The following is a 14111-nucleotide window of genomic DNA, read 5'->3' as shown; positions in this document are numbered from 1 at the left end:
CATCCGTGGAGCCGGGACGGGCACACGGATAGCCGGGCCGGCACCAGCCGTCGCGATTTGTGAGAGGAAAGAACCGCATGACCACCAAAGTTTCCGACCACATCCTCCAGCGCCTGCGCGAATGGGACGTCGACCATGTCTTCTCCTACGCGGGAGACGGCATCAACGGCCTCCTCGCGGCCTGGGGACGGGCGGACAACCAGCCGAAGTTCGTGCAGGCCCGGCACGAGGAGATGGCCGCGTTCGAGGCCGTCGGGTACGCCAAGTTCTCCGGCAAGGTGGGCGTGTGCGCGGCGACCTCGGGTCCCGGTGCGATCCACCTGCTGAACGGGCTCTACGACGCGAAGCTGGACCACGTCCCCGTGGTGGCCATCGTGGGCCAGACCGCGCGCAGCGCGATGGGCGGCTCCTACCAGCAGGAAGTCGACCTGATGGCCCTGTACAAGGACGTCGCCTCGGAATTCTGCGAGATGGTGACCGTCCCCGAGCAGCTGCCGAACGTCATCGACCGGGCGATGCGGACCGCGTACGCCAAGCGGACCGTCACCGCGGTCATCATCCCCGGTGACGTGCAGGAGCTGGAGTACAGCGCGCCGACGCACGAGTTCAAGATGGTGCCGTCCAGCCTGGGCGTCTCGCAGTACGCGCCGGTGCCGGCCGACGAGGAGCTGCGGCGCGCCGCCGAGGTGCTGAACGCGGGCGAGAAGGTGGCGATCCTGGTCGGGCAGGGGGCCCGGGGCGCCCGCGAGCGGGTCGAGGAGATCGCCGAGCTGCTGGGCGCGGGCGTGGCCAAGGCGCTGCTCGGCAAGGACGCGCTGTCCGACGAGCTGCCGTACGTGACCGGCGCCATCGGGCTGCTGGGCACCCGGCCCAGTTACGAGCTGATGCAGGACTGCGACACGCTGCTGGTGATCGGCTCCAGCTTCCCGTACTCGCAGTTCCTGCCCGAGTACGGGCAGGCCCGCGCCGTGCAGATCGACATCGACCCGTTCATGGTCGGCCTGCGCTACCCCTTCGAGGTCAACCTCGTCGGCGACGCGTCCAAGACACTGGAACGGCTGACGCCGCTGCTCAAGCGCAAGAAGGCGCGCAAGTGGCGGGAGCAGGTCGAGTCGAACGTCGAACGCTGGTGGAAGGTCATGGAGCGGCGCGCCGCCGTACAGGCCGACCCGGTCAACCCGGAGTACGTGGTGCACGCGCTCGACGCGCTGCTGCCCGACGACGTGATCCTGGCCGCGGACTCCGGTTCGGCGGCCAACTGGTACGCGCGCCACCTGCGGCTGCGCGGCTCCATGCGCGGCTCGCTGTCCGGGACGCTGGCCACCATGGGGCCGGGCGTGCCGTACGTCATCGGCGCCAAGTTCGCCCACCCGGAGCGGCCAGCGCTGGCCATCGTCGGTGACGGGGCGATGCAGATGAACGGCATGGCGGAGCTGATCACCGCGTCCAAGTACTGGCGGGAGTGGAGCGACCCGCGGCTGATCGTGGCCGTCCTGAACAACGAGGACCTCAACCAGGTGACGTGGGAGATGCGGGCCATGTCCGGGGCGCCGCAGTTCGAGGAGTCGCAGCGCATCCCGGACGTGCCGTACGCCGACTTCGCGCGCTCCATCGGCCTCGGGGGCGTCCGGGTCGAGCGGCCCGAGGAGGTGGAGGGCGCGTGGCGGCAGGCGCTCGCCGCCGACCGGCCGTTCGTCATCGACTTCCGTACCGACCCCAACGTGCCGCCGATCCCGCCGCACGCCACGCTGGACCAGATCGAGGCTGCGGCGAGCGCGATCCTCAAGGGCGACCCGGAGACGGCCGGGGTGCTCAAGCAGGGCGTCAAGGCGAAGATCCAGGAGTTCCTGCCGGGCAAGGGCCACGGGGACAGCGACAAGTGACCGGCCGGTCCGCGCCCGGCGCCACTGCCGGGCCCGGACCGCGGCCGGACCGGACGACGCGCATCACAAGGAGGACCCGTGGCGAAGTTGACGGCACTGAAGGACTGGCGGCACTGGCGGCGGGGGCGGGCCCTGCGCCCCGCCCCCGGCGCGGACGATGTGGAGAACGCGACCCAGCGCGTGCTGATGTACGGCGTACTGCCCATGTGGTTCGTGCCCGCCGTCGCCGACTGGGTGATGCACCGGCGTACGAACATCGAGAAGACCACCGGCGTCAAGGAGTCGGCGATCCACGCGCTGATGATGGCGGAGGCCGGCGTGCCGGTGCTGGCCGGGCTGGTCGCGCGCGTCAACCCGCTGGTGCTGTCGATGATGGGCGGAGCCGCCGCCGTGCACAGCGCGACCGCCATCTGGGACGTGACGGTGGCCACCGAGGACCGCGAGGTACGCCCGGTGGAGCAGCACATCCACAGTTTCCTGGAGGTGCTGCCGCTGGCGGCCGTGGTCATCACGTCCTGCCTGCACTGGGAGTCCGTACGGGACCTCGCGCGCGGCGGGAAGCGGCCGGACGCGTGGAAACTGCTGCCCAAGGAGCGGCCGCTGCCCAAGAAGTACCTGGCCGGTATCGGGGCCGGGGTGGGCGCCTGCGTCGCCCTGCCGTACGCGGAGGAATTCATCCGGTGCGTCCGGGCCCGTAAGTCCGGTGTGTGATCGCCGGGCGGAGGTGTTCCCCGCGTTCGGCCCGTCGGGGCAGTCCCGAGGGCCGTTCGTTAGAGGCTTCCCTTCACGGGTAACCGTAGGTGTCGAGAACCGGTGTGCGAGACGAAGGAGGATCACCATGCCCGCAGGATCGAACTCCAAGCGTGAGCGTCAGTACGAGCACATCAAGGAAGGCGCCGAGAAGCGCGGTACGTCCAAGGGCCGGGCCAAGGAGATCGCGGCCCGTACCGTCAACAAGGAACGCGCCCGCTCCGGCGAGTCCAAGACCGCCAGCAAGTCCTCGACCAAGGACAGCAAGTCGGCACCCGAGCGCGGCGGCCAGCGCTCCGGCAACCGCACCGGCTCCAAGGGCCCGACGCGCGACCAGCTCTACAACGAGGCCAAGCAGCGCGGCGTGGAAGGCCGGTCGAACATGAACAAGGACCAGCTGGCCAAGGCCCTGGGCCGCTGAGCCGGCGGACCGGCCATGGGCAAGGAACCGCTGCGGACCTACCAGTCCAAACGGCATTTCGACCGGACGTCGGAACCGCGGGGCGGTGCTGCGGCGGACTCTTCGGATTCCGCCGGGAAGCCGCGCTTCGTGGTGCAGATCCATGACGCGAGCACCATGCACTTCGATTTCCGGCTGGAGGTCGACGGGGTGCTCAAGTCGTGGTCCGTACCGAAAGGGCCGTCCACGGACCCGAAGGACAAACGGCTGGCGATGCCGACCGAGGACCACCCGTTGGACTACCGCGACTTCGAGGGCGTCATCCCGAAGGGCGAATACGGGGGCGGCACGGTCATCGTGTGGGACCAGGGCCGTTACCGCCCGATGTCGCACGACAAAAAGGGCCGCCCGGTCCCCTTCGCCGAGTCGCTGGAAAAAGGCCATGCGACGTTCTGGATGGAGGGGAGGAAACTGCACGGCGGTTATGCCCTCACCCGGTTCCGCGGCGGCCCCGGCAGCGACGAGCGGGAATCGTGGCTGCTGGTGAAGGCCGACGATGCCCACGCGGACGGGCAGGGCACGCCCGACCCCCGCCGGGCGCGCTCGGCGCTGAGCGGGCACACGCTCAAGCAGGTGGCCGAGGACGTGGCGGCGGAGTCCGGCGAGGGTGACGGCAAGGCATGAGTTCACCGCTCGACGGGCTGCCGCCCGCCCGGCGCCGCCCGCCGCCTCCCGGCTGACCGGGTCTCGGGCTCGGGCACGGGCACCTGCGGGATGCCTGTGTAGTTCTCGGCCAGTTCGGCGGCCGCGTGCGGGGACGTGGCGATGCGGTCGAGCTGGGCGAGCTGGAGGCGGGTGTCGAACGCGCTCTGGCCCGGGGTCGTGTGCAGCAGCGTCGTCATGAAGTACGAGAAGTGCTCGGCCCGCCAGACACGGCGCAGGCAGGAGTCGGACCAGCCGTCCAGCAGCTCGGTGGAGCCGGTCTCCTTCAGGTGGGCGAAGGCGCGGGCCAGTTCGGTCACGTCGGAGACGGCGAGATTGAGCCCCTTCGCGCCGGTCGGCGGGACGATGTGCGCCGCGTCCCCGGCGAGCAGCACCCGCCCGTACCGCAGGGGTTCGGTGACCACACTGCGCATCGGCAGGACGGACTTGGCGCTGATCGGGCCGCGCGCCGGCTCCCAAGGGCCGTCGGTGGCGGAACGAGCGTCGAGTTCGTCCCAGATCCGCTCGTCGGGCCAGTCGGCCGGGTCGGTGCCGTTGGGCACCTGGAGGTAGAGGCGGCTGACGGTGGGTGAGCGCATGCTGAACAGGGCGAAGCCGCGCTCGGAGTGGGCGTACACCAACTCTTCGCAGGACGGCGGCACGTCGGCGAGGACGCCGAGCCAGGAGTACGGGTAAGCGCGCTCGTACGTACGGCGTGCGCCGGTCGGCACCGCGTCCCGGGTGACGCCGTGGAAGCCGTCGCAGCCGACGACGTAGTCGCAGGTCAGGGTGTGTTCGCGGCCTGCGTGCGCATAGTGGATCACGGGCCGTGCGGTGGCCGCGCCGGTCACGGCGAGCGCGCGGGCCCCGAAGACCAGCGGTCCGCCGCCGGCGAGCTGGAGACCGATGAGGTCCTTGACCACCTCGGTCTGCGCGTAGACGACGACGCTGCGGCCGCCGGTCAGGGCCGGGAGGTCGATACGGTGCGAGCGCCCGTCGTAGCGCAGCCGGATGCCGTGGTGGACGAGCCCGTACCGGTCCAGGCGCTCCCCCGCGCCACAGGCGCGCAGCGTGTCGACGGTGCCCTGTTCCAGGACTCCGGCGCGCTGACGGCGTTCGACGTAGGCGCGGTCGCGGCTCTCCAGGACAACACTGTCGATGCCGGAGCGGTGCAGCAGCCGCGCCAGGAGCAGTCCTGCCGGGCCGCCGCCGACGATGCCGACCGTGGTCGTGGCCGGGGCGGGAGCGGCGGTGCGTGGGCGGGGTGTGGCGGACGTCGGGGTGGCCCTCGGAGGCGTGGTGTGCATCGGGATCAGCTCTCTTCGCGGTGCTCGGCGAGGACGCGGTCGGCCAGCGCGAACGCGGAGTTCGCCGCCGGGACGCCGCAGTAGACGGCCGACTGGAGCAGTACTTCGCGGATGTCCTCGGGGGTCAGCCCGTTGCGCAGGGCCGCGCGCAGGTGCAGGGCCAGTTCGTCGTGGTGGCCGCGTGCCACCAGGGCGGTGATCGTGACGCAGCTGCGGGTGTGCCGGGACAGTCCGGGGCGGGTCCAGATCTCGCCCCAGGCGTAGCGGGTGATGAAGTCCTGGAAGACGGCGGTGAAGGCGGTGGTGCGGGCGGCCGCGCGGTCGACGTGGTCGTCCCCCAGGACGGCACGGCGGACGGCGGTGCCGGCGGCGTGCCGGGGGCGGTCGTCGGTGGGCTGTTCCGGCGCCGGGACGGCCGTGAGATGGCCGAGGAGCGCGGCGAGGACGGGTACGGGCTGCTCGGCGTTGGCCAGGTGGGCGGCGCCGGCGATTTCGGTCAGGCTCGCGGCGGGAATGCCGTCGGCGAGTTCGCGGGCGTGGGCGGGTGGCGTCGCGGGATCGTCTCGGCCCGCGACGACGAGGGTGGGCGCGCCGATCCGGTCCAGGTCGCCGCGCAGGTCGTACGTGGCGAGCGCGTCGCAGCAGGCCGCGTATCCCTCGGGTGCCACGGTCCGTAGCCCGGCCAGCAGTGCGTCCGCTGCCGGTGATCCGGCGAAGGCCGGGGTGAACCAGCGGCCGGCGGCCGTGGCGGCGACCGGCGCGAGGCCCTGTTCCCGTACGAGGGCGGCCCGTTCGTGCCACGCCGCGGGCTCGCCGAAACGGGCGGCGGAGCAGACCAGGGCGAGGGACGCGATCCGGTCGGGGTGGTGCACGGCGAGCCAGGCACCGACCGCGCCGCCCAGGGAGATGCCCGCGTACGCGAACCGGTCGATGCCGAGGGAGTCGGCGAGGGCGAGGACGAGGCCGCCGAGGCCGGCGACCGTGCAGGGCCCGTCCGTACGGCCGGTGCCGGTGCCCGCGCCCAGGCCCGTGCCGGTATCGGTGCCTGCGCCCGTGTTCGTGCTCGCGTTCAAGAGCACGTCGGACGGTGTCCCGCCGTGCCCCGGCAGGTCCCAGCGCACCACGCGGAACCGGCGTGCCAGCGCCTCCACCTGGGGCTCCCACACCTGGAGCGAGGTGCCGAGGGACGGCCCCAGGACAAGCGGAGGCGCGTCGGCGGGCCCGTCCTCGCGGTGGTACGGGGGAACGGGGGATGTCATACGTTCTCCTGAACGGTCGGTGCGGCGCGGCGGGTACCGGGGCGGCGCAGGGCGCGGTCCACGAGCGCGCCCGCCGACCCCGTGTACGCGGCCGGGTCGGCCAGTTCCCGCAGCCGCGCCGCGGGAAAGGCATCGGAGACTGCGGGATGCCGGACGCGCAGGGCGCGGTCCAGTTCCTCGGCCAGGCCGGTGCCCTCCTCGGCCGTCCGGCGCGCCACGTCGGTGAGCAACCGTCTCGCGGTGTCCCGCCCGAGGCGGGCGCCGAGTACGGCCGCCAGGCGCTCGGCGACGATCAATCCGCCGGTCGCGGCGAGGTTCGCGCGCATCCTCTCCGGGCGCACCCGTAGGCCCGCGGTCAGTTCGGCGGCGTCCCGGGCCGCGCCGCCCACCAGGCGCAGGGCGTCCCGCAGCGGCTGCCACTCCGCGTGCCAGGCCCCGGCCGGCCGTTCGTCCTCGGCGGCCAGCGCCCCGTACAGCACCCCGGCCAGGGCCGGTACCTGCCGGGCAGCGGCGGCGATCAGGGTGGCCCGTACCGGGTTGGACTTGTGCGGCATGGCCGACGAACCGCCGCCGCTGCCTTCGGCCAGCTCCGCGGTCTCCGTGCGGGACAGGACCAGCACATCGGCGGCGACCTTGCCGAGGGCGCCGGCAGTGTGGGCCAGCGCGCCCGCGAGGTCGGCGACGGGGGTGCGCAGCGTGTGCCAGGGCAGGTCGGGCTCGGCGAGGCCGGTCTCGGCCGCGTACGCGGTGAGCAGCCGCAGCCCGAGATCCGTGCCGGGGCCGGAGTCCGGCTGCGAGCCGTCGGCCTCCGCGAACGCGTGGAACGCCGCGAGGGTTCCCGCCGCGCCGCCCAACTGGGCGGGCAGCGCGGACCGTACGGCGGTGAGCCGGTCCCGGGCGTCCAGGACCAGCCCGCGCCAGCCCGCCGCCTTGAGGCCGAAGGTGACCGGTACCGCGTGCTGGGTGAGCGTACGGCCCGCCATCGGGGTGTCGCGGTGCTCGGCCGCCAGGCGCCCCAGGGCCGCGGCGGTCTCGTCCAGGTCCGCGAGCACGGCTTCCAGCGCGCGCGAACAGACCAGCATCGTGGCGGTGTCGAGGATGTCCTGGCTGGTGGCGCCGCGGTGGACGTACGCGGCGGCCCCGGCGTCGCGTCCGGCCACGGCGGTGGTGAGCGCGGCGACGAGCGGGATGACCGGGTTGCCGCCGGAGCGTGCCCGTACCGCGAGGTCGCGGGGATCGTCACGGTCAGCGTCACCTGCCGCGGCGGTGACGGCCTCGGCCGCCGCGGGCGGTGCCAGACCGACCGTCGCCTGCGCCCGGACCAGGGCCGCTTCCGCGTCCAGCAGGGCCCGTACGTACGCGGCGTCGCCGGTGGCGGCCTCGACGGCGGAATCCGCCCGGCCCGGCCCCAGCAGACCGTAGTCAGCGGAACTCAAGAAAAACCGTCTCCTCGCACTCCTCGCCGCCTGCCGCCGCACCGTTTCCGGCGTCGGCCGCCTGGAGGCGGATGTCGAAGCGGTACCGGCGCTCGCCGTCGGCCCGCGCGACCAGCGTGCGCGCCCGGTGCGCGGGCAGCCGGGAGAGCAGCGGGTCGGCCGCGTGGGCCGCCGTGTCCCCGGGAAAGTAGACGCGGGTGAACAGGTGGTGCAGCAGACCGCGAGCGAAGACGCACACCGCGATGTACGGCGCCGCGTCCGGGCGGCCCGCCGGGGCCGTGGCGGGCAGGGTGCGCAGGACGTAGCGGCCGTCCGCGTCGGTGGGCACCCGGCCGAAACCGGTGAAGTCCACGCCGTCACGGCCGACGACCGCGCCGGTCGCCGGGTCGCGGCGCAGGGAACCGGGCGCGCCGCGCAGGCTCCCGTCCGGCCCCGCCTGCCAGAACTCCAGCAGCGCGTCCGGCACCGGCTCCCCCACGCCGTCCACGACCCGGCCGTAGAGGGTGACGGTGTCGGGGTGCCCGGCGGGAGCCATGTCACCGCCGCCGGGGAACGGCAGCGCGTAACCGTAGAAAGGGCCGATGGTCTGGGAGGGGGTGGGGGCGAGCGGTTCGGGCGCTCCCGGTTCGCCGGATGCTTCCGGCTCCTCGGCCGCTTCCGGCTTCTGGAACGCCTCCGGCTTCTCGGACGCCTCCGGGGCCGGGGCGGGCTGCTGCGGCACGCCTTCGCGGCGCGGCGCGGTCTCGTACGGGATGGCCTCGTGCGGGCTCGCGGACATCAGCGGTCCTCCTCGGTCCAGGTGGCGGCCGGTCCGTCCAGCACGATGTCCCAGCGGTAGCCGAGGGACCACTCCGTGCGCCCGAGTTCCGGGTCGTAGGCGCAGACCAGCCGTGCACGGGCCCGCGGGTCGGTGCACGAGGCGAGGATCGGGTCGTACGGGAACAGCGGGTCGCCGGGGAAGTACATCTGGGTGACCAGCCGCTGGGTGAAGGCGGTGCCGAAGAGCGAGAAGTGGACATGGGCCGGGCGCCAGGCGTTGTGGTGGTTGCGCCACGGGTAGGCGCCTGGCCGGACGGTGGTGAACGCGTACCGGCCCGCGTCGTCCGTCAGGCAGCGGCCGACGCCGGTGAAGTTCGGGTCGAGCGGCGCCGGGTGCTGGTCGCGCCGGTGGGCGTACCGGCCGGCGGCGTTGGCCTGCCAGATCTCGACGAGCTGGCCGCGCACCGGGCGTCCGGCGCGGTCCCGTACCCGGCCGGTGACGGTGATCCGCTCGCCGAGCGGCTCGCCGGCGTGCTGCCGGGTGAGGTCGGCGTCCAGGGCGGTGACGTCGGTGCCGCCGAAGGCGGGCCCGGCCAGTTCGACGGCCTCCGGGTCGCGCAGCGCGTCGATCGCGGCCAGGGGCTGGACGGGGTGGCGCAGCCGGGTGCTGCGGTACGGGGCGAAGTCGCGGCCGGGGTGCGCCGGTACGGGTCCGCCCGCCGTGCGGACGTGGGCGGCGGCCGTGTGCAGTGCGGCGATCTCACGGTCGATGGCGGACTGCGGTTCGTGGCCGGGGGACGGTGCCTCCGGTACGGCGGCCGGGTCCGCGTGGGCGGTGGCGGCCGGGGGTGCCGGGGCGGCGGATGCGCTGGGTGGAGTCATCGCGAGTTCTCCAGGGGTAGAGCCTGTGGTGGCTGCGTACCGGCGATCCGGGCACCGGAGGCGCCCAGTGGGTCATGATGCCCGCCCGCCGGCTGCTTTGAGGGCGCGCAGGGCGGACAGTTCGGCGTCGGTGGGCGCCTGGGTGACCGTCAGGTCGGGTGCGACGCGCAGGTCCCAGCCGGTCGCCTCCCGTGCCTGTTCCGCCGTCGCTCCGGGGTGCAGCGCGCTCAGGACGAGTTCGGCGGTGTCCGGGTCGGGGCGCAGGATGCCGAGGTCGGTGATGACGGCGGTGGGCCCGGCGCCGCGCATGCCGAGGGCGGCGCGGTCGCCCGGTCCGGCGCCGTGCCCGACGGTGGTGACGAAGTCGAGTGCGGGCACCAGGTTGCGGCGGGTGTGCCGCAGCACGATGAGCACCGCACCGCAGTTCGCGGCGATCTCGGGGGCGCCGCCCGCGCCGGGCAGCCGGCCCTCGGGCCGGTCGGGGCCGCGGTCCACGACGGTGGTGTTGATGTTGGCGAACCGGTCGAGCTGGGCGGCGCCGAGGAAGCCCACGTCGATCCGGCCGCCTTGGAGCCAGTAGTTGAACATCTCCGGCACGGACACCACCGCGTCGGCGGTGTCGGCCAGTTCGCCGTCGCCGATCGACAGCGGCAGCCGGGTCGGCCGGGAGCCGATGGTGCCCGACTCGTACACCAGGACCAGGTCCGGATTGACGGTGCGGCGCGCCAGGTTGGCGGCCGTGCTGGGCAGTCCGATGCCGACGAAGCAGCTCCGCGCGCCGGCCAGCGCGCGGGCCGCGTTGACCTCCATCAGCTCGTCGCGGCCGCAGCGCGCGGCACCTTCCGTACCGCTCATCAAGACCCCTTCCGTACGTTCCGCACGTTTCGTGCGTTTCGCACGTTCTCGTCGAGCCACCGCAGGAACGTGTCCCGGTCGCGGGAGACGGCGTCCCACTGCTGGTAGAAGGCGTTGTCCCGGACCGAGTACCCGGCCGCGTACGAGGGGTGGGCGCCGCCGGGCACGAGCGCGACGGCGTCGATCACCCAGCCGGGCAGCACCACCGAGCCGGGCCGGGGCTCCAGGGCGCCCTCGACGATCTCCTCGACGGTGACCAGCACCCGCCCGGCGGCCAGCACCGCTTCCTTCTGCACCCCGGTCAGGCCCCAGAACTGCACGTTGCCGTGCCGGTCGGCCTGCTGGGCGTGGACGACCGTGACGTCCGGGTTGAGGGCGGCCACGGCGGCCAGCTCCTCGCCGGTGAACGGGCAGGTGACGGTGGCGACCGTGTCCGTACGGCCGGGGATGCCGCTGCCGCGGTAGCCGCGCAGGACCGCGAACGGCAGCTTCGAGGCACCGGCGACGTAGCGGTTGGCCATTCCCGCGTGGCTGTGTTCGTCCAGCTCCAGCGGGTGCGGCCAGCCGTTCTCGACCGCGTCGCGGAAGCGGTGCAGCGAGCCGACGCCGGGGTTGCCGCCCCAGGAGAAGACCAGTTTGCGGGCGGCGCCCGCGCCGATCAGCTGGTCGTGGACCACGTCCGGGGTCATGCGGGCCAGCGTCAGGCCGGTGACGCCCTGCCGGATGATCTCGTGCGCCGCGGCGAAGGGGATCAGGTGGGTGAAGCCCTCCAGCGCGACGGTGTCCCCGTCGTGGACCAGGTCCCGCACGGCGTCGTGCAGGGAACGGATGTCGGCCATGTCCTCGCCCTCGCGTCGTCCTGGGTGCCGGCGCCCCGGCAGAACGGTCCACCGCCCGGCGAGCCCCGGTCCGTCCGGCCGGCCGCTGACCGCCCGGCAGATTCCTGACCGCCCGGCCGGGCTCCACAGCGCCCGGCAGAACGTCCCACCGCCTCGCCGCACCCGCCCGTTCGCCAAGTGAACTTCTGTTCATAATCGGCGTGCCCTGAGTCTGATCCCCGCTCCCGGCCCTGTCAACGGGGCGGCGAGTACGGTTCCGGCGAGACGTCCGCACCGTGGAGAGCCCCATGACGCACCCCGCCACCGACACCCCACTGCCGCCGCCGGCGCCGCCCCAGGAGGCGGTGGGCCCGCTGATGCGCGGCCTGTCCGTGCTGCGCGCGCTCTCCGCCGGCGGCGGCGGACGGCAGGCCGTCGGCGACCTGGTCCGTGCGACCGGACTGGCGCGCTCCACCGTCGACCGCGTCCTGAGCACCCTCGCCCGCCTGGGCCACGTACGCCTCGAAGGCCGGGACGCGGTGCTCGCCCCCGGCCTGCTGGAGCTCGGCAACGCCTACCTGGCCGCCTCCGAACTGCCCGACCGGCTCGCCCCGGCCGCCGACCGGCTCGCCGACGCGCTCGACGAGTCGGTCTCGCTCGCCGTGCCGGACGGCGACGGAGTGCGCTTCGTGCACCAGGCGACGCGGCGGCGGGCGATGTCGCTCGCGTTCCGCATCGGCGACCTGCTGCCCGCCGAACGGGGTGCCGTGGGCGCGCTGTTCGCCGCCGACTGGGACGAGAACGCCTGGCTGCGCTGGCGGCAGCGGCGCGCGGCGGACCCCACGGACGCCGGGTTCCCGGCCGTACCGCCGCGCCGGTACGAGGGGGCGGCACCGGACCGGCGGACGTCGCCGCGGACTTCACCTCCCGCGTCGAAGCGGCGCGGGCCGCGGGGTGGTCACTGGACGACCAGCTCATCGAGCCGGGCCTGGTCGCCGTCGCCATGCCCGTACGCGACCCCCGGGGCCGCCCCGTGTGCGTGGTGAGCGTCGTCAGCCACACCAGCCGGCTGACCGCCGGCGACCTCCCCGCCGCCGTCCTCCCCCGGCTGCGCGCAACCGTCGCCGAGATGGAACGCTCCCTGGCCACCCCGGCCCCGGAACACACCCTGGCCACCCCGGCCCCGGAACGCTCCCCGGCCGCCCCGGCCCCACCCGCCGCCACCTCCCCCTCCAGACCGTCCACCGCCCGGCACGCCTCCTGGACGCGCGCCTCCAAGCAGGAACTGGGCCCCGAGTTCGTCGAGTCCCTGGCCCGCGGCCTGCTCGCCCTCACCGCGTTCGGCACCGGCCGGGCCGCACTCCCCTGACCGCCGTGGCGGAGGCCACCGGCCTGGCCCGCGCCACCGCGCGGCGCGCCCTGCTCACCCTCGAACACCTCGGTTACCTCGCCACGGACGGCCGCCTCTTCCGCCCCACACCGAAACTCCTCGAACTGGGCTTCGCCCCGCTCTCCGGCCTGGCCCTCTCCGACATCGCCCGGCCCCACCTCACCGCTCTGGTGGAGCAGGTGCACGACTCCGCGTCGATGGCGGTGCTGTCCGGTACGGACATCCAGTACGTCGCCCGGGTCCCCACCGTACGGATCATGAGCGTCAACATCACCGTGGGCACCCGCTTCCCCGCGTACCCGACCTCCATGGGCCGGGTCCTGCTCGCGGACCTCGCCCCGGCGGCCCGCGCGGCCCACCTCGCCCGCTCCGGCCTCACCCCCTCACCCGGCACACCGTCACCTCCCCCGAGCGCCTCGCCGCCCTTCTCGACCAGGTGCACGACGCCGGGTACGCCCTGGTGGACGAGGAACTGGAGGAGGGCCTGCGCTCCATCGCCGTCCCCGTACGCGACCGGCACGGCCGCGTCGTCGCCGCCGTCAACATCTCCACCCACGCGGGCCGCCGCTCCCCGCCCAGGACCGCGACGCCTTCCTGCCTCCGCTGCGGGCGGCCGCCGCGCGCATCGAGGCGGACCTGCGCACGGCGGGGCGGTATCTGCGGGTTCCGCTCGCCTGAGCGGGGTCGGCGGGGCCGGTGCCGTTACCGCCGACGGGCCCAGAAGCGGCACCCATAAGGGTGACCGCCCGAGCGAGTCCGTATGCCCGTCGCCCCCGCAAGGCAAAGGCACCGGGAACAGAGACCAGCGGCATCGAGCCCTGACCCCTCTCCCGGAGACCCCCTCATGTTCGTCACCATCGTGGTGGCCGTCGTCGCCCTGATCCTCGGCCTGATCGCCCACCACTTCCTGCGCCGCCACGACTCCGAGGCCGACGACGTGGGGCTGTCGGTCAAGGACCTGATCAGCCCGGTGCAGACCCTGACCGTACTGATCCTCGCCTTCGTGCTGGCCACGGCCGCCGGTTCCTACAACAGGGCCGAGGAGGCCGTGCACACCGAGGCCAACGCGGCCGACCACCTCGCGGAGACGGCGGAGTTCCTCCCCGACGCCGCCCAACGCCGCCGGGTCCAGGCCGACGTCGTCTGCTACGCCCGCGCGGTGCACCACTACGAATGGCCGGCCATGACCGACGGGCACCGCTCCCCCGTGCCCAGTGTCTGGACCGCCGATCTGCGCAGCGCGTTCAAGGACATCGGCACGGACCAAGGCGCCTTCGGCATGCTCGTGGGGGCGGACGACACCCGGGCCAAGGCCCGCCAGGCCCGGCTGACGGAGTCGACCGCGGCGGTTCCCGCGGCGATCTACTGGTTCATGCTCGTCCTGCTCTCGATCACCGTCATCTCCCTGTGCCTGTGCATCCCCCGGCGCCACAACCAGCCCCAGCTCGCCACCCTGGCCATGGTGACCGCCCTGCTCACCGCCACCCTGCTGCTCGTCCACGACGCCGAGCGGCCCTTCGGCGGAGCCATCTCCGTCGGCCCCACCGCCATCACCAACGTCGAACAGCAGGCCACCCGCGACTTCCACGCCGACGCCCCCGGAGCCGCCCTGCCGTGCGACGACCGCGGCGCCAAGGTGAAGAGCGGCGCTTGAGCGGTGACCGCGGAGA

Annotated in this window: 12 protein-coding genes and 1 pseudogene; 6 read left to right on the top strand and 7 right to left on the bottom strand. The window is 73.8% G+C overall.

Going from position 1 to position 14111, the window contains the following annotated elements; genetic code table 11:
- Positions 1-77: 77 nt before the first annotated feature.
- From ACEXOX_RS37365 to ACEXOX_RS37350, 4 genes are all read left to right on the top strand, one after another.
- Positions 78-1883, top strand: a complete 1806-nt coding sequence (locus ACEXOX_RS37365) for a thiamine pyrophosphate-requiring protein (RefSeq protein ID WP_406525230.1) — start codon at positions 78-80, stop codon at positions 1881-1883.
- Positions 1884-1961: 78 nt separating this feature from the next.
- A complete protein-coding gene (locus tag ACEXOX_RS37360; RefSeq protein WP_406525229.1) occupies positions 1962-2594 on the top strand; it encodes a diguanylate cyclase in 633 nt (210 codons plus the stop codon).
- A 127-nt stretch (positions 2595-2721) separates the two neighbouring features.
- Positions 2722-3054 (top strand): plasmid stabilization protein, encoded by a 333-nt coding sequence (locus tag ACEXOX_RS37355; RefSeq protein WP_406525228.1) that lies wholly within the window; start codon positions 2722-2724, stop codon positions 3052-3054.
- Positions 3055-3069: 15 nt separating this feature from the next.
- A complete protein-coding gene (locus tag ACEXOX_RS37350; protein ID WP_406525227.1) occupies positions 3070-3717 on the top strand; it encodes a DNA polymerase ligase N-terminal domain-containing protein in 648 nt (215 codons plus the stop codon).
- Between the two features lie 2 nt (positions 3718-3719).
- Here ACEXOX_RS37350 and ACEXOX_RS37345 read toward each other — a convergent pair whose 3' ends face one another.
- The 7 genes from ACEXOX_RS37345 to ACEXOX_RS37315 form a co-directional block, all read right to left on the bottom strand.
- The gene (locus tag ACEXOX_RS37345; RefSeq protein ID WP_406525226.1) at positions 3720-5042 is read right to left on the bottom strand and encodes a 4-hydroxybenzoate 3-monooxygenase; all 1323 of its coding nucleotides are present in this window, start codon (positions 5040-5042) and stop codon (positions 3720-3722) included.
- 5 nt (positions 5043-5047) lie between these two features.
- Positions 5048-6301, bottom strand: a complete 1254-nt coding sequence (gene pcaC, locus ACEXOX_RS37340; RefSeq protein ID WP_406525225.1) for a 4-carboxymuconolactone decarboxylase — start codon at positions 6299-6301, stop codon at positions 5048-5050.
- Positions 6298-7737 carry a 3-carboxy-cis,cis-muconate cycloisomerase gene (gene pcaB, locus ACEXOX_RS37335; protein ID WP_406525224.1) on the bottom strand — a complete coding sequence of 480 codons (1440 nt, stop codon included), beginning with the start codon at positions 7735-7737 and terminating at the stop codon, positions 6298-6300. The genes pcaC and pcaB overlap by 4 nt, the downstream gene beginning before the upstream one ends.
- Complete coding sequence (gene pcaG, locus ACEXOX_RS37330; protein ID WP_406525223.1) at positions 7724-8515, bottom strand: protocatechuate 3,4-dioxygenase subunit alpha; 792 nt, start codon at positions 8513-8515, stop codon at positions 7724-7726. The genes pcaB and pcaG overlap by 14 nt, the downstream gene beginning before the upstream one ends.
- Positions 8515-9378, bottom strand: coding sequence for a protocatechuate 3,4-dioxygenase subunit beta (gene pcaH, locus ACEXOX_RS37325; protein ID WP_406525222.1), 864 nt, complete (start codon positions 9376-9378; stop codon positions 8515-8517). Before pcaH ends, pcaG begins: the two co-directional genes overlap by 1 nt.
- 72 nt (positions 9379-9450) lie before the next feature.
- Positions 9451-10233, bottom strand: a complete 783-nt coding sequence (locus ACEXOX_RS37320; protein WP_406525221.1) for a CoA-transferase subunit beta — start codon at positions 10231-10233, stop codon at positions 9451-9453.
- Positions 10233-11072: a CoA transferase subunit A gene (locus tag ACEXOX_RS37315; RefSeq protein WP_406525220.1), complete on the bottom strand. Its 840-nt coding sequence runs from the start codon at positions 11070-11072 to the stop codon at positions 10233-10235. Before ACEXOX_RS37315 ends, ACEXOX_RS37320 begins: the two co-directional genes overlap by 1 nt.
- 287 nt (positions 11073-11359) lie before the next feature.
- On the opposite strand from ACEXOX_RS37315, the pseudogene ACEXOX_RS37310 reads away from it, so the two are divergent.
- Positions 11360-13119: pseudogene (locus ACEXOX_RS37310) on the top strand (IclR family transcriptional regulator C-terminal domain-containing protein).
- 166 nt (positions 13120-13285) lie between these two features.
- Positions 13286-14095: a hypothetical protein gene (locus tag ACEXOX_RS37305; protein WP_406525219.1), complete on the top strand. Its 810-nt coding sequence runs from the start codon at positions 13286-13288 to the stop codon at positions 14093-14095.
- Positions 14096-14111: the final 16 nt, after the last annotated feature.

The sequence above is a fragment of the Streptomyces sp. Ac-502 genome (assembly GCF_045222935.1).
Classification (GTDB): Bacteria; Actinomycetota; Actinomycetes; order Streptomycetales; family Streptomycetaceae; genus Streptomyces; species Streptomyces monomycini.
The sequence above is the reverse complement of the archived record's forward strand: the minus strand, read 5'-3'. Positions and strand labels throughout refer to the sequence as shown.